The organism is Chitinophaga sp. XS-30 (genome assembly GCF_008086345.1).
Classification (GTDB): domain Bacteria; phylum Bacteroidota; class Bacteroidia; order Chitinophagales; family Chitinophagaceae; genus Chitinophaga.
Genome location: NZ_CP043006.1, coordinates 5,185,841 through 5,203,534 on the forward strand (window position 1 = coordinate 5,185,841; position 17,694 = coordinate 5,203,534).

Here is a 17,694-nt window from a genome sequence, read left to right on the forward strand (position 1 = left end):
AACCTAGATGCTTTTACTCCTAACAACTATTTTAATTAAAAAGTGACATTCAATCCAATAGCCAAAGATCTCGAAGCGGCCATATTTTGGTTTTCCGGATCAACCCCTTCTTTATTTGTCTTCCATATTAGCCCTAAATTTGTCGCATATGCGAAAATTTGCGCACCCTTAAAGACTTTATAATTGCGCACTCCGTTTCCAAAGTCGTAGCTCAATCTGATATCTTGTAGTCTAATATGATCAGCTTTCTCCACTAAAATATCAGATTGCGAGTAAATGCTATTTACGCGACTTGCATCTCCAGAAGATGGAATAGAAGGAACATGTGTCTCAAGTTCATCACCTGGTTCTAACCATCTTTTTGAATAGTCTGAATGTTCATTAAGACCGCGATATAGGTTGGTATATCTAACTGAACTCCGCCTAAAATAATGTCCCATCTTATAAGTAATGTTCACGGATAAAGAAAAATTTCTAAATGAAAAATTATTTCTCAAAGCCCCATAGAAGACCGGCATCGTCGACCCCGCCAAAACAAGGTCTTCAATTTTAGAGTTGGTAGCTGCAGTACTAAAGGACGAAATAGTGTCATTAAGGTATACTCTAGGGCCTCCAGTAACCGGATCAAGCCCCGCCCACTCGTAGCTGTATATTTTAAATAATGGATCTCCTACTATAGGCGTTCCTTCAGATAAATACTGACTTACGGTGGTGGGCGTAATGCTATACTTCAAAACCTTGTCTTTGGTGAAACTAAACAAGAAATTACTGCTCCATTTGAAGTTATTCAGCCTGATATTATTTGAATTAATTGATACATCCACACCTACACCTTTAATTTCCGCATTATTGGTTGTGTACTTAGTAAACCCCGAAGTTGGATCAACTTGAATGTCACTTATCAGGTCTATGCCTTTCTTCTGATAATATTCAAAAGACCCAGAAATTATATCTTTGATCATTCCAAAGTCAATTCCAACATTTGTCATTCTAACTTTTTCCCAACGCAAGCTTGGATTTGGAGGACTAATTAGAGTCGCTGACTGCGCCTGAGTCAGTGAAGCAATAGAATATGAAACAAGAGGATAGGCAGCTGCACTGTTATTCGTATTCCCATTAAACCCATATGTCAATCTTACATTTAAATAGGGGAATGACTTTAGAGTAAAGAAATTCTCCTCGGATATATTCCATGAGAGTCCCGCAGACCAAAGAGGAACCTTTCTTTGATTCGCTTTAACACCAAAAAAATTGGACCCGTCGATTCGGCCGCTTACAGTTGCAGTATATCTTCCGTCATAAGTATATGCAGCATTCCCAAAGATGCTCCTATACCTACTAATATTCCCTGAAATATTATCTAAATAGGCAACATTGGCTGTACTGAAGCCATTACTAGATAAATAAGGAAACTGTGTAACATAGTCAACTATTGACGTCTGGCTCGTTTGTTCGTTAAATCCATACTTCCGAATAAACTCCTGTTCCATCTTCACCTCTCTAAACTCCACCCCTGCCAATCCAACTAAAGAAGAACTTTTCAAGGTTTTCGAATAATTTAACTGACTTCGAAAATTCCATGATTTTATATTAGAATCCTGCATATCTAGTATGCTTCCTGGTGGGACTCCATAGATAACTCTGCCATTGTCAATTGACATATACCTATTGACTAAATCCCTAGTAAAGTAGGTGTTTAAACTGTTCAGATTTCTGAGATGGGATATCTCATACTGGAATTGATACTTTGCTTCAACGGATAAACCAGGGATAACTGAATACCTAAATCCTGTCCCCAGTCGCATCTCTTGTCTATCCCCCCTATTATTTCGATTACGTAGCTCATCTAGCGGCCTATAATTCCAGTCATACAAGGACGGATAACTAGCAGTATCCACAAACTTCTTTCTAATTTCATTAGTTACAGATAAATAATTGCCTTCGTCATCAATTATCCTATTATATGGCAAAGCTGAAAGTCCACTTAAACTAACTGAATTGTTATCAGTTCGCGATGAGACATATACTATATACCCATTCGCCTCCAAATTTTTTATTGGGCTGTAAGTATTATCAAGCCTTACAGTTAGGCGCTTAAAGTTATCTCCTATTGAAGTGCTTCGATTATTGTCATATCCAATTGATCCGTAATATTTATGCTTTACCCCTCCTCCCGACAGATTAATAGCATATTGCTGATTAATGCCAGTTTGAAGAAGGTACTTAGTTATATCATTCCGAATATCATTACTACGCAAATAAGCAATTTGTTCGTCAGCTTGAAATTGGCTAATTTCACCCCGCCGATGAGCTAGCAACACCTCAGCAACTTCTGGAATTGCAGGAAAGTAATTAAATGACGGATACGAATCGTCATAGTCATTGTAATATCCAGATGCAAAAAGGCTCTTTTGGAAGTCAATCAACTCGTTGACAGACATAGTAGGGGTCGTAAATATCCTTGCCTTTTCTGCTATGCTGACGTTCGAAACAAACTGTATTTTAGATTCTTGATTATATCTACCTCTTTTGGTTTTTATGACTATTACCCCATTTCCTGCCTTCACTCCCCATATAGATGCTGAAGCTGCATCCTTCAGTACTGTCACCGACTCAACATCATTCGGATTAATATTATTTAAGTCCCCCTCATAAGGAAAGTTATCTACCACTACTAATGGTTGCATGCTGGCATTTATCGTGCTAATTCCTCGAATAGTAATCGCACTTCGGTTATTTACAAACTGGTTCCTAGATTCAAAATTCAATCCGCTTGTAACATTTAATATTCTCTCTAATACGTTTGTCCCTAGTTGTCTATTGTACAGTTCGTTGTCTATATGTGAAAAAGAACCAGTAACTCTTTCTTTAGGCAAATCCTGATATCCTGTGGATAGCACTTCGATATTCTTCAGTTCTGTAATCCTTTCTTCCAGTTCAATGAATAGATTTGAATTACCTCTTATTTTGATTTCCTTTTTACTATACCCTATACTGCTTATTAACAAAGTTGCGTTCGCATTAACTTTAAAAAGCTCGAAGCGCCCGCTAGAATCAGAGACTGTGATGACCTGAGCGCCTTTTACAGCGACAGTAACCCCAGAAAGAGGCTTTCCAGAGAAATCTCTCACTAATCCTGAAACATTGATTTTGGGAATTGTGTCTTTGGTTGAATATGGCAACTCACTTCTTCTGATTGATTCCCTACTCAACACCACAGCCCCTCCCCTGAACTTCCACACAATCCCCCTCGCCCCCAGCAGCGCATCCATCACCGCCGTAAACCCCTTCCCGGAGATATCCACGGTGATCCGCTCCGTATCATCAAGCGTCGGTTTCCCGTACACAAAGGAGAAACCCGACTGTTTTTCGATCTGACGTAATGCTGTTTCGATAGGGATGTTGTTGCCTTGAACGGTGATACGGGAACTGTCCTGCGTGAAGGCTTTACTCTGTAGAGACAGCAATACCAGCAATAGTAGCAGCCATCTTTCCCGCTTTGACCGGCAGTAGAAAATACTCATAATTCGCATGTTTGTTTGGTTAGTACGAGGCATAATTTGCCCACCCACCCTATAAAGGGCGAAAAATTTCATCTACGATAAATACAATGTTTATCCTCGCCTCAAGCCAGGAGAAAGAACATGCACAATTTCGCGTTCAGATTGTGTTAAGGTGTATGATGTTGAATACTAGATTTGGATGCGAATGCACATGCAGATGACCAATAAAATATGTATTAATGACCTCAGCTTGACCATTGCCAGTTTCAGATGCGTTTTTAAAGAATTTTTGGAAATGCCCATCCTGTCGGATGCTTCGGCGTAAGAAAGCTGCTCTATATAAACAAGCTCAATAGCTTGTCTCCGCATAGGCGTAAGAACAGACATCAGGTATTGAACCAGCGATTCGTTTTCATGTTGGTTGATATCCCGGAGCACTTCCGGCAGACCTCCATAGGTAGTAGTGTTGGCCCAATGGGCGTACTTCTCATATTTCTTCTCCTGGGACTGGCGTTCACGTATTTTCCACATGCATTGATTATGCACCATCCGCATCAGGTACCCCCGGATATCCTTGATCTTCTCCCAAAGCGCCGGCTTGCCCAGCAAAATGGCAAAACATTCCTGCACAACATCCTCGGCTTCCTTGTCATCTTTCATGATCGTATAGGCGTACCGGATCAGCTCCTTGTAGTGATTGGTAAATGCATGCCTGAATGCATGACGGTTCCCTTGTTGAATTTCAGATATGATATCCCTCTCTTTCATTATAATTCGCGGTATATAATCTCGAACTTTGATCTATTGCGATGCCAGTGTATTCTTCTTTTAATTCATCTAAACGGTTGGTAATGACGAGCAGCTAAAAGAGAGAAAAACGAACTTGATGCGACGAACATTCTATAATTACGGTTGATTAAAAAGAGTATCAATACAGTTCGAAAATTGTGAAATTATATCAAAGATATCGTTATTTATTTGTTAAGGAATTTAAAATGTTCGAATCCCCAAACTATGACTGGTATTGACTTGTAGAAAATTGACGATGGAAATATCATCCGCTTATTTGTTAAGGCAATTTTAAGGAATGTGAAGAAATATTGGCATTTTTATTCACCCTTAAAAAGTTGTTTTGCTATCTCCTGAATAGGGTAAAAAGTAGCGTTTTTACCGCCCGAAAAAGCAAACTGCCATCTCTATTTACAATGTAAAACACCGTCCTTCCAGTAAAAGTTCGCATCCTTCGTCAGATTCATCAACTCCACAAACTCGGAAAGCGGCCTGTTCCTGTCCAGCCGCCCCCGAAACTGCACTTTCGCGATCTCCGGGTTATCGATCACCAGCTCCGTATTGAACCAGCGCGACAGCATCACTGCGATCTCGCTCACCGGCGCATTCCGGAAATAGTGAATACCTTCCCGCCAGCTGACAGTGGTAGACAGATCAAAGGGCTGCACCATAATATTATCCGCCTTCTCCTTCACCACTGCCTCCTGGTTGGGTTTCAGCTCCTTACGCTTCCCGCCCCCGGCAGATACGGCTACCTTTCCGTTAACCAGCGAGGTGACCACCTGCCCGGCCTGGTAGGCATTCACATTGAATTCCGTTCCCAGTACATGTACATCGGCCTCGCTGGTATGCACCACAAAAGGCGCCTCCGCCTGCTGCGCTACCTGGAAGTACGCTTCCCCGGCCTCTATATACACTTCCCGGCTTTTCCTGCCCCGGAAACTGAGCGGGAAACGGAATTTCGTGGTGCTGTTCAGCCACACAACGCTCCCATCCGGCAATTCTATCCGGTAATCCAGCCGGTTAGGCACGGTGATGGTATTCCAGCCGCTGGCTTCGAGGTCCGCATCGCCCGCCAGGGCCGCCATTTTTAACACACGGTTGGTATTGGACAATTGTGCATTGCCCAAAGAAAGGACCTGTTGCCCGGAGTCATGCAGCACTATGACCTTTCCATTGGCCAGTTGCAAGGTTGCCTGCTCCCCGGGGGTCCCGGTCCCGGAAGCACTGATGCCCGCCAGGTCAACAGATCTTTGTTTTATGGGTGGGAGGAGAAAAATTGCCGCCAGCATAACCGATGCCGCCACCGCGGAACCAATGACCAGGTTCCGCCGCCGCACCGTCTTATGCCGCCGTAGCTCCTCTTCTTTTTCCAGTACTTTTTGCCAGGCTTCCTCCGGATCAAGCCGGTCCAGCATAGCGGCCATTTCCTCCCGAGGGAGCATGCTGATCTCGTCCCGGATCTGCCGGGCTTCCTCATGGGCCGCCAGCAACGCTTCCAGCTCAACGCTTTCTTCCGGGGTCAGCTCACCAAAATGGGCTTTGATTAAAAGTTCACGGATGTGAATGATATCGGGCATTATGCAAGTATCAGTGTAGTATTAAGACGCAGTTTAACAATATGCGGGTGAATTTAAAAAAAATTAACATTCAAAGTGCCTTTTTCAGGCGCTGCCCTGCAATGCTATCGCAGCGCGGACAAATAAATTTGTGATGAATACCCACCTCTGTCCGCAGCACTGCCTGTTTGCCCGATTGTCAACCATTTAAAAGCGCACTGCCATGAAACGCTTGCTACTTTTCGCCGCCTTTGTCCTGCCTAACCTCCCGCTATTTGCCCAATGCAGCGTGGATATCGGGGAAGATGAATTCCAGCCTATCTGTTATACCTACTGGGGAATGTATGCTACCCAGCTGGCCCCATGGGCGATCGAAGAACCGGGCTGGACCTACTCCTGGTCGCCCATAACGGGACTGGATGACCCGAACATCCTCCAACCCATGGCCAATCCCAGCGTTACCACCACTTACACCCTCACAGTCACCGCGCCGGGCTGCGGCACCTTCATCGCCGGCACCTCCCGCGTGGAGATCATGCCCAACACCCCTACCATCACGCCCGCCGGTCCCATTACACACCATTATACGGACACTTCCGCCGTGATCCTCACTTCAGACGCGCCCTACGGCGGCTGGTACAAAAACGGCACACTGGTACAGGGCTGCTGCAACGATACCTATATCGTCAATTTCAACAACAGCAGCAGCAATACGACCGACTACTACCGCTACTACTCCCCCTACAGCTGCAACTGGTGGTCCAATACCATTGAAGTGAATTATATCGGCTGCGGCCTTTGCAGGGTGACCATTATTAATGAGATAACCGACCCGGCAAAACGGCAAAACGAAAAGATCAAAGCCATGAGAGCACTGGAAAGCATCCGGCTATTCCCGAACCCCGCCAGCTCCAGGCTCTCCATCTCCGCCCAAACCCCTGTTACCGAAGTAGAGATCAGGAACGTCAGCGGCGCCACCGTCAAAAAGATCAAAACCAATGGAACAATGCCCTGTTCGCTGAATGTGGAAGACCTGCCCACCGGGTACTACATCTGTACAATGACTATGTCCGGCGGTATAAAGCAACTGCCTTTTGTGGTACGCAGATAAATTGTCCCGCTTAAAAAAAACACTCCAGGTATGAAAATACCCGGAGTTCCTTTTAAATTGATAAAAATATTCAAATGCGAGTTAGCGGCGTATTCGGCATTCCAAAAAACGCCTGAATACCACCACCTCCTTTAGTCTGCCAAATTATATAGAAAGCATGATAATAAAAGTATCAATTCGAATGCAATTCAATCAATCCTCCTGTTAAAAAAAACACTGCCAAGAAGCCACCATAGCCAATTTAAAAATACACCCACAAAAACCTTCTCATTTTCCGGCAAATTTCTATTTTTTGTTTTCACCCTTCCCTGCGAGTAACGCCCTCATTATTAGAGAGAAAATTTCAACACAACATTCTAAAACCACGAACCATTAGCAAAAATTAATTCACTAACCCGGCATAAATCAATAATCATTATGCAACCCAGTTTACCCTCTGCCATCCTCTGGATCGAAAGACCCACTTTCTGGCACCCCGCAGAACCCTCGGCAAAGATCGCAAAAGAGTATGCCAGCCTGATCATGCCCTGCAGCGTTGTGGATTTTTCCAGGACCAAACTTCACGAAAAGCTTTGCCAGAAAGTGGACCTGGGCGATTTCAACATCTGGACGCATGATGTGCTGGCCTTCCTCACCCATCAGCTCGGGCCGTACACGCCGGAGCATATACTGGCCCTGCATTATATGTCGCAATCCAATGTGGATGCAGCCATCCTCAACAAGATACCCGTCAAGCTGATCGCCAGCCAATACAACCTGTTCAACCTGCCGGAAGGTCTCAACAAGGCCACCCTTTCCGCAGGCGAACACTTCTTCAGCTTTCACATCAATACCCAACCCGGCACTTTCGCCCGGTTGAAAGACCGGTTCCCCGAACTGGCAAGACTGGCGGAGAAAGAAGAACAGATGAAAATGGCGCCCGGCCCCGTCAATAATTCCCCGCTGATGATCAACGATGCCATCAGACTGCTGATAGAAAGCATCCTGGCCTGCAGGTTCATCAACCTACAGGCTAAATATTATCTCTACCGGGCGTGTGTGGACCTGCATATCATTTTTGCCAATCAGGACAAAAACCTGGAACTGGACCGAAAGGCCCTTACCCTCCGGGAAGAAAACTGCCTGAAAAAGTGTTACGACATCCTCACCCGCCGCCTGGATATCGCCATCACTCCCGCCGAAATGGCACGAACCACCGGCATGAACGCCCGCGATCTGTCCCAGGCCTTCCTGCATGAATACGGCATGCCCATGGAAAAATTCCACTATATGTTGAGAATGATGGAAGCCTACAGATCGATCGTGCAGGGAACCGGGAGCCTGAGCGGGATTGCGCATCGCACCGGATTCATCAACGGCCGGCAGCTCACCCGGGAGTTTGTCGCGCATTACCACATACATCCGCATGAACTGACGCACGCCCAATAAAAACCCGGCACAAGCCATAGGATATTTCCGGATACTCCGCCGACAACAGCTGGGAGTTCCTTACCTGTTTGCCATCTTCTTCCAGCTGTACACCTGGCACAACTATACCGGCAACCGGAAAGAAAGCCGGGGGCCGGGCGATAAACGCGGATCCACATATTTGTTTGCGGAAAATTCACCCTTCCCGCGTCAAAATTCACTCTTAAATTGCGTACCAAATCGTCAATTTGATATGTAACTTTTCAAACATCATCCGCAGGCGGATTACCCTCCTTAATGTGCAATGCAGGGACATGAGATTTTCTATTCAAGCATACACCAACCGTTTTTCCTTCCCCGAACACTAGTTTCCGTTCTGATCAGATCTGTATCTGACAGGGTTCGCATCATTTTTCTCTCTTAGTATCACGACTGGCCCTTAAATGCATTACGCCTGCACTGTAAATCGTGAACGCATACATTATCTTTTATCGTCTAACCAAATGTCGTTATGAACAGCTTTTTAGGGCTTCCTCCTTATGAGAGCAAGCCTGCATTTGATGATAGGAATTTCAAAGCGTATGTAAAACAAAGATATTTCGACCAACTGTTATCACATAAGAAAGTAAGTTTCCGGGTAGCCATTATCCTCACCATTATGGCATCCATTTGCCTCATTCTCGCTATTACGATCAAAACGGATTATTATACCTTGTCCTTTGGCCTGGCTACCGTTCCTTTCAGCATTGCCACACAGCGATCCTTTTCGCATTATTACCGGATATGTAAAGATATTGCAACATTTGTGGACAAGGCACTGGAGTGGGATGAGGAGGTTTAGCATTCAAACCGCCAGGATATTTTTATACGGGAGTATCATGGATGAGGTTGTGAACCCTGTCTGCTATCCGTGAAAAAGTTGGGAATTTGATATTATTTTTTTGCATTTTAGTTGCCGGGTTCAAAAACAAAATCCACGTTATGAAGCATAAACTGAGGCAGACTGGCACCTGCATAACTTTGCTGCTGGCTTCTCTGCTTGTCCCGATCGGCAACATATATGCGCAAACGGCCAGACCAAATATCGTGATATTTATTGCAGACGATGTGTCTTACAATGATCTTGGATGCATGGGGCATCCTGTGCTGAAAACACCGGCGATCGACAAACTGGCCAAAAACGGGATCAGGTTTTCCAACGCATACCTCACTACAAGTTCCTGCAGTCCCAGCAGGGTTAGTATATTGACCGGCAGATACCCGCATAACACCGGTGCCGCCGAACTGCACAGTCCCATTCCTCCAGGCCAGGTAGCTTTTCCAAAGCTGCTGAAAGAAAGCGGATATTACACGGCCCAGGCGGGTAAGTGGCATTTAGGTTCATCGGGAATAAAACCGGATGGCCCATTTCTTGATGCGTTCGACAGGGTTGGCGGCTCACATGCAGATGGCGGTGGGCCGGGTGGTGAGCAGGCATGGGTAGAATATTTACAGCAGCGTCCGAAAGACAAGCCGTTTTTCATGTGGTTTGCAGCACAAGATGCACACCGTGGTTGGGATAACGCCCCCAAGCCTGTTCAATATTCAGCGCAAGATGTACAGGTGCCGGATAACCTGGCAAACACAGCAGCCACCCGCACCGATCTGGTTCGTTACTACGAGGAGGTAAGCCGTTTTGACCATTATGTTGGTAAAGTCGTTGATGAACTGAAGGCCCAGGGAATTCTTGAAAATACGCTGATCATTGTTATGGCAGATAACGGCCGGCCCTTTCCAAGGAATAAAACCCGTATGTATGATGAAGGGATCAAGACCCCGTTAATCATTCATTGGCCTGCCGGCGTAAAAGGACGTAACCAGGTTTCATCCAGTCTGGTAAGTGCGATTGATATTGCACCAACTATACTGGAGGTTGCCGGTATATCGGAATGCGCCTCCGTTCAGGGAAAAAGCTTCAAAACATTGTTAGCGGAACCAACCGCTAAATTCCGGAACTACGTGTTTGCGGAGCATAATTTTCACAGCTTCCGGGCTTATGAACGAATGGTGCGAACCGACAAGTATGTTTATATCGAGAACGGACTGCCCGAACAAAGCAATGTGGGAGCAACTGACATTATGGGTGGCGCAGCTGGTGCCGAATTGAAAAAACACTACCTGGCCGGTAAAGCAACCCCTCTGCAAGCCTTGATATTCATCACCCCTCAACCGCAATTTGAGTTTTATGATCATTCTGCAGATAAAGATCAATTGATCAATCTATACGGCCACAAGGGATATAAGGCTCAACAGCAACACCTGGCCGACATATTGGAAACGTGGAAAAAGGAGACCGGAGATGATCAACCGGAAGATCTTACCCCCGATTGGTATGACAGATGGGATAATAAGGCGTTGCCGGAAAAAGGTAAACGCGGCACAATGCCCGGAAGCCTTCAAAACGCGACTTCCATTCAAAAACCAGGGCCGTTTTAGGCGGGATGTAAAGCAAGTTTCCTGGCTGAAAAAACGCCTTGTAAACTTCTCATTTACAAGGCGTCTGGTGCCCCTTGGTGAACAATTTTCGAACTGGTTCCTGCAAGATTTAAAGTTGCTTCGGTATCTGAAACATTGTGGTTAGCTACCTAGTGATAATGAAATCTGCATTGAATAATATGCAACCGCTTGTCTTTCACAGCATATACCAGTCTGTGTTCATCAGTTATGCGGCGGCTCCAGAAGCCGGAAAGATCCCCTTTCAGGGGTTCCGGTTTCCCAATTCCTTTAAAGGGAGAGCGTAAGGTATCTTTAATAAGATCGTTAATGCGCTGAAGGATTTTTTTGTCCTGTTCCTGCCAATAAAGATAATCGTCCCATGCATTCGTCTGCCATACCAGTTCCAGCTTATTTTTCAATAAGTTTATGTTTAACGGATTTGCCTTTATTCATTTCTGCTATTGCATCTTCCAGTCTCTTTCTGTTAGCTTTGGTGCTGGTCAGATGCAATGTTTCCTGGATAGAATTATATTCATCTAAATCCATTACCACCACATTTTTACCCTGCATTCTGGAAACGACTACAATTTCTCTATCCTCATTTACCGCGTTCAGGTTTTCAGTGAGATTATTACGGAATTCTGTATAATTAACTACTCTCATAAGTACTTATTTAGGTACAAAAATACGTACTTATTTCAGAACTGACAAAATAAAAAAACGCCTTGCAAACTTTTCATTTACAAGGCGTTGGTGCCCAGAACTGGATTCGAACCAGCACACCGTTGCCGGCGCTGCGACCTGAACACAGTGCGTCTACCAATTTCGCCATCTGGGCAACCGTGTTAGGGAGTGCAAAAGTAAGTACTTTTCAATTATTTCCAAATTTCTGCACCGCTTTTTTCCTGCTGTTAAACAGCAATATTGAACTCCCGAAGCGTGTCGTTCAGGCTCGTTTTCAGGTCTGTACTGGCTTTCCGCTGGCCGATGATCAGCGCGCAGGATACCTGGTACGCTCCGGCAGGGAATTTCTTCGTGTATGTTCCGGGGATCACCACACTGCGCGCCGGTACGCGGCCTTTGTATTCCACCGGCTCGGGACCGCTCACGTCAATGATCTTCGTAGATTGCGTCAGCACCACATTCGCTCCCAGTACGGCCTCTTTTTCCACATGCACACCTTCCACCACAATGCAGCGGGAGCCTACGAATACACCGTCTTCAATGATAACGGGACTGGCCTGCAAGGGTTCCAGCACGCCGCCGATACCCACACCTCCGCTCAGGTGCACATGCTTGCCGATCTGTGCGCAGGAGCCTACGGTCGCCCAGGTATCCACCATCGTGCCTTCATCTACATATGCGCCAATATTCACATAAGACGGCATCAGGATAACGCCTTTGGAGATGTACGCGCCATAACGGGCCACGGCATGCGGCACTACCCGAACGCCCAGTTCTTTATAGTTGGTCTTGAGCTTCATTTTATCATGGAACTCGAAGGGGGGCAGTTCCATCGTTTCCATCGGCTGAATGGTAAAATACATCAGGATCGCCTGCTTCACCCATTCATTCACTTTCCATCCGCCTTCCGCCGGTTCCGCCACACGCAGTTTACCTTTGTCCACGGCCTCTATCACGGCCTTTACCGCATCGGAATATTGCGTTTGCTGTAACAGGCTCCGGTCGTTCCAGGCGGCCTGTATTTGTTGCTGTACATCCATTTTTCTAAATATTTCCGGCAAAAATAATACAATCGGGGAGAGTTAGGTAATCAAAAGCGCGGAATGCTTCTTACCAGTTTAGTAACTCCTTCACTTTGGGATGTGTGGCCAGCTTTGCGATCAATAGTACCACGGCCACCGCTTTTAGTACAGTTGCCACGATGATCACCGTATCGCTGTGCGGCCAGTGCATGATCTTGAAAAGAATACCGGTAAAGCCGGCAATGAACGCGAATCCCAGGAAAACGAGGGCGTGCCAGAGTTTCATAAGTCAAAGATTATTGGTTCAAAGTAACAAAAAAAACTGCAGCCGTATTACTCCGCCGGTTTCCGGTCCGCATGCCCGAGGCTCTTGCCGGGGTTCACCTTGTCCCGCACCAGTTGCTTCACTTCCTTGATCTCCAGGAAATGGCCTTCCCGCTTGCGGTCAAAAACAATGTCGTCCCCCACCCTGATCTGGTAGCTGCCGGCTATGGCAGAGGGTTCGAGGGTAACGCCGGCCAGGTCTTCTTCAAAAGTGGTGAGCAATTCCTGCGCCATATAAGCGGCACGCAGCAGCCAGCCGCATTTCGGACAATATGAGATGGTGATTATTGGCTTCATAACGTAAATGTACTGTTCTGTTTCAAAAAAACCTTCACTGTGTTTCCTTCGCCCATCAGCACCCGCTCCGCCAGGCCGGAGAACAGGCCATGCTCCACCACGCCAACGATATTGTTGAGTTGTATGGACAGGCTCACGGGATCTGCTATCCGCTTAAAATCCGCATCAATGATATAATTGCCTTCATCGGTGATGAAGGGAGCGCCCCGTACAACTCCTTCTCCGCCCAGCTGCCGCAATGCCTGCAGCACGTAGTTCGCCGCAAAGGGGATCACCTCCACCGGCAGCTTGAATTTACCGAGCTGCTCCACGTATTTCGAGGAATCGGCAACGATCACTTCCTGCCGGGTTTTCGCGGCCACGATCTTTTCCCGGAGCAAGGCTCCGCCACCGCCTTTGATCAGGTGCAACTCCCGGGTGAATTCATCTGCACCATCTATCGTAATATCGATATGATCGACCGAATTGATATCCACCAGCGGGATACCCAGCTCCCGGGCCAGCGCGGCGGTGCTTTCCGAAGTGGGAACGCCTTTGATCTCCAGCCCTTCCCGCACCAGGCGGGCAATTTCATGTATGGCCAGCACAGCGGTAGAGCCGGTGCCCAGCCCTACCACCTGGTGGTCCTTTATCAGTTTCACGGCTTCCAGTGCCGCATGTTGTTTTTCCTGTTGGATAGATGATGACATGATGCACTAAATTAGCGCATTCGTACTATTTCTCCGCGATCGTAAATGTCATCTTGTCTTTCAACCTGGATGAGCCGCCGGTAAAATTGATGCGGTAGATCGTGTCTCCCCACTTCTGCCTGATGCCGCCGTCTTCCATGGTGACCAGCGGCACTTTTTCCACTGCGGCGCTGAGGTTTGCCGGATAATGCACATAAAAGTCCTTTGCCGTACCGTCCACTGTTTTGTAGTGAATGGCGAGGGTGCCGGGCTTCACGACCGTAGCGGGGTAACAGGTCATCAGGTGCTGTTTGATGCCTTCGTTCCTCGTCAGCTGGAACACATCTTCCACGACCACGTTCTTCCCTTTATTGAGCCGGATATTCCGCTGCCATTTTTCTATCCCAGCATCTGCGGGGTAGGATGCGCCGATATCCATCGTCATTTCACTGAAGGAACGGCCGGTACGGTATGCCACATCCGTGGCCCGGAACTTCATGCCGGGGGGCTGGGTGCGGCCGTTGATGGTGGGCACGTTATGGTAATCAGAACAGTTGTACCAGATATCGTAGCGCTGCCCGCTAAAGGTCTTGGCGGTATAGGTGCCGCGCCCCACATCGATAAGCAGGGGCAGGCCATCGTAGTACACTACATAGTTGCCGATATCGTTATGATTATGGCTTTCATCATTATTCCCGCCTTTGGTGGCGATGAAGAAACCGCTGGTGCTGCCGCCTTTGTCGCGGGAGATCATGACCTGCAGATCAGGCCACCAGGCATCCGCGGGATAAGGCAGCCCTTTCTCCGCGGTGTCGAACTCCTGCTGCATGAACATGGAGAACATATTGCGGAAGAAATGGAACCGGCTCAGCGATGCCTTATCATCTTTTTTCAGATAAAATGCACCGAACTTCATCATGGCCGGGTCCTCTATGGCTTTGCCGTAGCGGTAGATCATGCTGCCGGCCATGCCGGGCTGCGGATCGGCATCCGCGAAGTTGAGGAAATACCGTTCGCTGATCTGTGCTTTGTAGATGAACTGGCCCATGTTCCGCACTTTCTCATCCCGGAACACGTAATCGAATGCGTTATTGCTGGCGAGATTGAGGAGGGAAACGTTATCATAGAGCGATGCGGCCGCTGCGCCCCAGTAACCGGGCCCTTCATCGCAACCGCCGTCCAGCGGATGGGGGTTCAGAAAAGCGTCCAGCACTTTCAGCACTTTTTCCACCCCGGCAACGCGGCGGGTGTCATCTTTTTCCAGCAGCAGCACGGTGTTGAGCCAGTTGGAACAGATCCAGGGGTTCCAGTTATTGGGACGGCGCCCGTTGGCATTGGAGGCCATCCAGCCGTGATGTTTCGTCATCAGCGGCTGGAAGATGCGGCGGTCCGTTTCATAGTAGATGCGTTTGCGCACCTGCGGGGAAACGGCATCCAGCTTGTCGCCCAGGAAATAATCCGCCCAAGCGAGGTAAGTGCCGGTTTCCGCTGCAAAAAGATCTACAAAAGGGGCTGACACATCCACCAGTCCACCGTACTCCTTCCCTTTCGGCAGATGTGCCGGTACGCCCCAAAAAGATTCTTCGCAGATGGACCATATGCCATTGATGACCTGGTCTGTAAAACGGCCTTTGTTCTCATATGCTTCGGCCAGCATCATCAGCCCCAGCACTTCGCGCTTTTTAAAGCTGATGGTCTGGTACTCATCGCGGTTGCCGTTCCTGACGATGAGCAATGATTTTACAGCAGGAAGGCCCGGCCATTCATAGTCCAGCAGGCTTTCCGCTTTCTGTACGATGGCTTTCATGGTAGCGGGGTCCGCTTTCGCCCATCCGGCCTGATCGCCGGCGCGGGGAAAGGGTTTCCAGTTCGCATAGGGCGTCAACACGGATTTGAGCTGCGCCATGTTGTATCTGCCGCTGAGCAAGTCCTGCTGCTGTGCATGGACGTTCCCGCAAACGGTCAGTAAAAGGCTGACTGCCATGAATATTCTTGTCATTTTTCCCATTTTTCAAGTGGTTGTGTAAAAACGCCGCCTTTAGCGCTGCCGCTGGCATGGAACATGACCGTGATGCCGGTTTGCGCGGTGGCGGGGAGGTGTATGGCGAGTTTGGAAATGCCTTTGTTCGGGTTATCCTCTTCCGGGTCAGGGGAAGTGGGCAGGGGTGCGGCGGGCATGATGGCGAATACGGCATTTGCCGGCGCCAGCAATGTAGCGGTGTATTTTTTCCCGTTCTGCGAGAATGTGGCCGTCCGTTTGTTGCGGCTGAGGCGCAGGTCTGCTTTCGTATGGGCGAACCAGTAGATCTCCGAAGGGGACGCTGTGCTGATCTCATCCCGGACGATCACGGCGCCGCTTTTCTTTATCAGCGCTATGCCCCGTTTTACCGAGCGGGCCTGCCGCACATAGGCGGGCGTGAGGTCCATCAGCGCGTAAGCGGCATGATCTGCGGTTTTGAAGGTGGCGATCTTTGCGGCGGCTTTCGGGTCCTGGTCTTCTTTATTATCAGGATTGATCACCAGGGTATTGTGCGCTTCCGCGCGGTTGCGGTAATACTCCCAGCGCTTGCCGCCCACGGCGGTATTGAAATAGCCGGGCATGTTGTAGTTATCCGCGCCCAGGTCCACGATCCAGCGCTCGCCGGATGCATCGAGGATAAAGCTGCCGAGGTCGAGGTGACTGTGATTGGCTTTGTTATCACCTGCCTTGAAGGATACAAAAGTGGCGTCCGGGTCATTCCAGCGGCTGCGCATGGACGCTACTTCGGCAACGCGGAAATATCCGTCCGGGGACAGCTGCGGCGCAGACCGGAGCAATGCCGGATCATACCAGATGAGCGCATAAGGATCTGCAGTATTGAAGCTATGCAGGTATTGCGCCACTTCCGGCTGGTTAAACCGTTTGGCGAACCAGTAAAGCTGTGCGCCCCTGATGGCGCCATCACCGCCATCGGCATAATTGAAAGAGCGGTTGATGGGACTGTTCAGGTACAGCGGGAACAGGCCGGTTTTAGAGAACCCTTCTATGTCAGACAGACCAAAATCACGGCCCAGCGCGGTTTCCATAGCCGCGATGATAGCTACGTTATAACGGGTGGCATAGTTCCAGTAACCGGGACCTTCATTCCATGCGCCATCCGGCGCAAAATGATGCATGGCCAGCGGCAGGTATTCCAGCACATATTTCAGTATCTCATTAGCCAGCCGCGGCTCTTCCTCCGCGATGGCCAATGCGCCTACGCCGATGCCGCCATTGCAGACCTGGTTCCAGTTATGCGGCACTTTGGGCCACCAGCCGGTCGTGCGCGTGGCGAGTCCCTGGTACGCCAGCAGCGCATGGGACAGTCCTTTTTCCATGATGGCGGATTTGATGATCTTCCGCTGATCCTTGTTCCAGTAACGATAAAACCAGTCGTACCCGATCGCAAAGGCGTACGTCATTTCCCCTACGTCCAGAAAGTGCGTGGGGTTCCAGTCCGGAAACTGTGAAGCGGCCAGCAGTTCTTTCCAGGCGCGCTCCGCAAAACGCTCTTCTCCGGAAACATTGTACAACAGGCCGAGAACGGACACCCGGTCCACCACTCTCCTGCTCGTGGCCAGCAGTCTTTTGCCATCGGGTATCACGTAAACAGAAGGTGCTGCATTTAGCAAAGCCTCGCCCTCTTCGTAGAGTTTTGCGTAAGCTGCTTTCAGGTAGGCATCCGTTTCCTTCGCCGCAGCTATCCGCCGGAAATCTTCCGCGGTGGCGATCAGGCGCGGGCGTTCCTGCCGGAGGCCGGACAACAGGGAATCCTGGCCCGTAACTGCCAGGCTGCAGATCATGTATAATGATAAAAAGAGATAACGCATGGTAGT

15 protein-coding genes and 1 tRNA gene are annotated in these 17,694 nt (G+C 48.4%); 4 read left to right on the forward strand and 12 right to left on the reverse strand.

The annotated features are described in order from the left end of the window. Positions 1-35: 35 nt before the first annotated feature. From FW415_RS20865 to FW415_RS20875, 3 genes are all read right to left on the reverse strand, one after another. Positions 36-3,524 (reverse strand): SusC/RagA family TonB-linked outer membrane protein, encoded by a 3,489-nt coding sequence (locus FW415_RS20865; protein ID WP_168208918.1) that lies wholly within the window; start codon positions 3,522-3,524, stop codon positions 36-38. A gap of 168 nt (positions 3,525-3,692) precedes the next feature. Beyond that, the gene (locus FW415_RS20870) at positions 3,693-4,271 is read right to left on the reverse strand and encodes an RNA polymerase sigma factor (RefSeq protein WP_148388893.1); all 579 of its coding nucleotides are present in this window, start codon (positions 4,269-4,271) and stop codon (positions 3,693-3,695) included. Between the two features lie 428 nt (positions 4,272-4,699). Continuing rightward, on the reverse strand, positions 4,700-5,872 hold the full coding sequence (locus FW415_RS20875) for a FecR domain-containing protein (protein WP_148388894.1): 1,173 nt from the start codon (positions 5,870-5,872) through the stop codon (positions 4,700-4,702). A gap of 202 nt (positions 5,873-6,074) precedes the next feature. Here FW415_RS20875 and FW415_RS20880 point away from each other — a divergent pair, with 202 nt between their 5' ends. The 4 genes from FW415_RS20880 to FW415_RS20895 all read left to right on the forward strand — a co-directional run bounded on the left by FW415_RS20880 (position 6,075) and on the right by FW415_RS20895 (position 10,844). Further along, a complete protein-coding gene (locus FW415_RS20880; RefSeq protein ID WP_148388896.1) occupies positions 6,075-6,962 on the forward strand; it encodes a T9SS type A sorting domain-containing protein in 888 nt (295 codons plus the stop codon). A 417-nt stretch (positions 6,963-7,379) separates the two neighbouring features. Next, positions 7,380-8,390, forward strand: coding sequence for a helix-turn-helix domain-containing protein (locus FW415_RS20885; protein WP_148388898.1), 1,011 nt, complete (start codon positions 7,380-7,382; stop codon positions 8,388-8,390). A gap of 490 nt (positions 8,391-8,880) precedes the next feature. After that, the gene (locus tag FW415_RS20890) at positions 8,881-9,210 is read left to right on the forward strand and encodes a hypothetical protein (RefSeq protein WP_148388904.1); all 330 of its coding nucleotides are present in this window, start codon (positions 8,881-8,883) and stop codon (positions 9,208-9,210) included. Positions 9,211-9,350: 140 nt separating this feature from the next. Further along, positions 9,351-10,844, forward strand: coding sequence for a sulfatase (locus FW415_RS20895; RefSeq protein WP_210420754.1), 1,494 nt, complete (start codon positions 9,351-9,353; stop codon positions 10,842-10,844). A 149-nt stretch (positions 10,845-10,993) separates the two neighbouring features. Here FW415_RS20895 and FW415_RS20900 read toward each other — a convergent pair whose 3' ends face one another. The 9 genes from FW415_RS20900 to FW415_RS20940 all read right to left on the reverse strand — a co-directional run bounded on the left by FW415_RS20900 (position 10,994) and on the right by FW415_RS20940 (position 17,688). After that, on the reverse strand, positions 10,994-11,251 hold the full coding sequence (locus tag FW415_RS20900; protein ID WP_148390024.1) for a Txe/YoeB family addiction module toxin: 258 nt from the start codon (positions 11,249-11,251) through the stop codon (positions 10,994-10,996). Between the two features lies 1 nt (position 11,252). Beyond that, positions 11,253-11,507 (reverse strand): type II toxin-antitoxin system Phd/YefM family antitoxin, encoded by a 255-nt coding sequence (locus FW415_RS20905; RefSeq protein WP_148388906.1) that lies wholly within the window; start codon positions 11,505-11,507, stop codon positions 11,253-11,255. Positions 11,508-11,595: 88 nt separating this feature from the next. Then, positions 11,596-11,682 (reverse strand) — tRNA-Leu (locus FW415_RS20910). Between the two features lie 73 nt (positions 11,683-11,755). After that, positions 11,756-12,568: a 2,3,4,5-tetrahydropyridine-2,6-dicarboxylate N-succinyltransferase gene (locus tag FW415_RS20915; RefSeq protein WP_148388908.1), complete on the reverse strand. Its 813-nt coding sequence runs from the start codon at positions 12,566-12,568 to the stop codon at positions 11,756-11,758. A 70-nt stretch (positions 12,569-12,638) separates the two neighbouring features. Then, complete coding sequence (locus tag FW415_RS20920; RefSeq protein ID WP_148388910.1) at positions 12,639-12,836, reverse strand: hypothetical protein; 198 nt, start codon at positions 12,834-12,836, stop codon at positions 12,639-12,641. A gap of 47 nt (positions 12,837-12,883) precedes the next feature. Next, a complete protein-coding gene (locus FW415_RS20925; RefSeq protein ID WP_148388912.1) occupies positions 12,884-13,171 on the reverse strand; it encodes a SelT/SelW/SelH family protein in 288 nt (95 codons plus the stop codon). Then, entirely contained in the window at positions 13,168-13,860 is a 693-nt protein-coding gene (gene rpiA / locus FW415_RS20930) for a ribose-5-phosphate isomerase RpiA (protein WP_210420755.1), read from the reverse strand. Before rpiA ends, FW415_RS20925 begins: the two co-directional genes overlap by 4 nt. A gap of 25 nt (positions 13,861-13,885) precedes the next feature. Further along, positions 13,886-15,838 carry a heparinase II/III family protein gene (locus FW415_RS20935; protein ID WP_246858825.1) on the reverse strand — a complete coding sequence of 651 codons (1,953 nt, stop codon included), beginning with the start codon at positions 15,836-15,838 and terminating at the stop codon, positions 13,886-13,888. Further along, complete coding sequence (locus FW415_RS20940) at positions 15,835-17,688, reverse strand: heparinase II/III family protein (protein WP_168208919.1); 1,854 nt, start codon at positions 17,686-17,688, stop codon at positions 15,835-15,837. Before FW415_RS20940 ends, FW415_RS20935 begins: the two co-directional genes overlap by 4 nt. Between the last annotated feature and the right edge of the window lie 6 nt (positions 17,689-17,694).

Coding starts and splice junctions, on each gene's coding strand:
- FW415_RS20935 (WP_246858825.1), bottom strand. CDS start 15,838: ATGACAAGAATATTCATGGCAGTCAGCCTTTTACTGACCGTTTGCGGG.
- FW415_RS20895 (WP_210420754.1), top strand. CDS start 9,351: ATGAAGCATAAACTGAGGCAGACTGGCACCTGCATAACTTTGCTGCTG.
- FW415_RS20870 (WP_148388893.1), bottom strand. CDS start 4,271: ATGAAAGAGAGGGATATCATATCTGAAATTCAACAAGGGAACCGTCAT.
- FW415_RS20885 (WP_148388898.1), top strand. CDS start 7,380: ATGCAACCCAGTTTACCCTCTGCCATCCTCTGGATCGAAAGACCCACT.
- FW415_RS20865 (WP_168208918.1), bottom strand. CDS start 3,524: ATGAGTATTTTCTACTGCCGGTCAAAGCGGGAAAGATGGCTGCTACTA.
- FW415_RS20875 (WP_148388894.1), bottom strand. CDS start 5,872: ATGCCCGATATCATTCACATCCGTGAACTTTTAATCAAAGCCCATTTT.
- FW415_RS20880 (WP_148388896.1), top strand. CDS start 6,075: ATGAAACGCTTGCTACTTTTCGCCGCCTTTGTCCTGCCTAACCTCCCG.
- FW415_RS20915 (WP_148388908.1), bottom strand. CDS start 12,568: ATGGATGTACAGCAACAAATACAGGCCGCCTGGAACGACCGGAGCCTG.
- rpiA (WP_210420755.1), bottom strand. CDS start 13,860: ATGTCATCATCTATCCAACAGGAAAAACAACATGCGGCACTGGAAGCC.
- FW415_RS20890 (WP_148388904.1), top strand. CDS start 8,881: ATGAACAGCTTTTTAGGGCTTCCTCCTTATGAGAGCAAGCCTGCATTT.
- FW415_RS20920 (WP_148388910.1), bottom strand. CDS start 12,836: ATGAAACTCTGGCACGCCCTCGTTTTCCTGGGATTCGCGTTCATTGCC.
- FW415_RS20940 (WP_168208919.1), bottom strand. CDS start 17,688: ATGCGTTATCTCTTTTTATCATTATACATGATCTGCAGCCTGGCAGTT.
- FW415_RS20925 (WP_148388912.1), bottom strand. CDS start 13,171: ATGAAGCCAATAATCACCATCTCATATTGTCCGAAATGCGGCTGGCTG.
- FW415_RS20905 (WP_148388906.1), bottom strand. CDS start 11,507: ATGAGAGTAGTTAATTATACAGAATTCCGTAATAATCTCACTGAAAAC.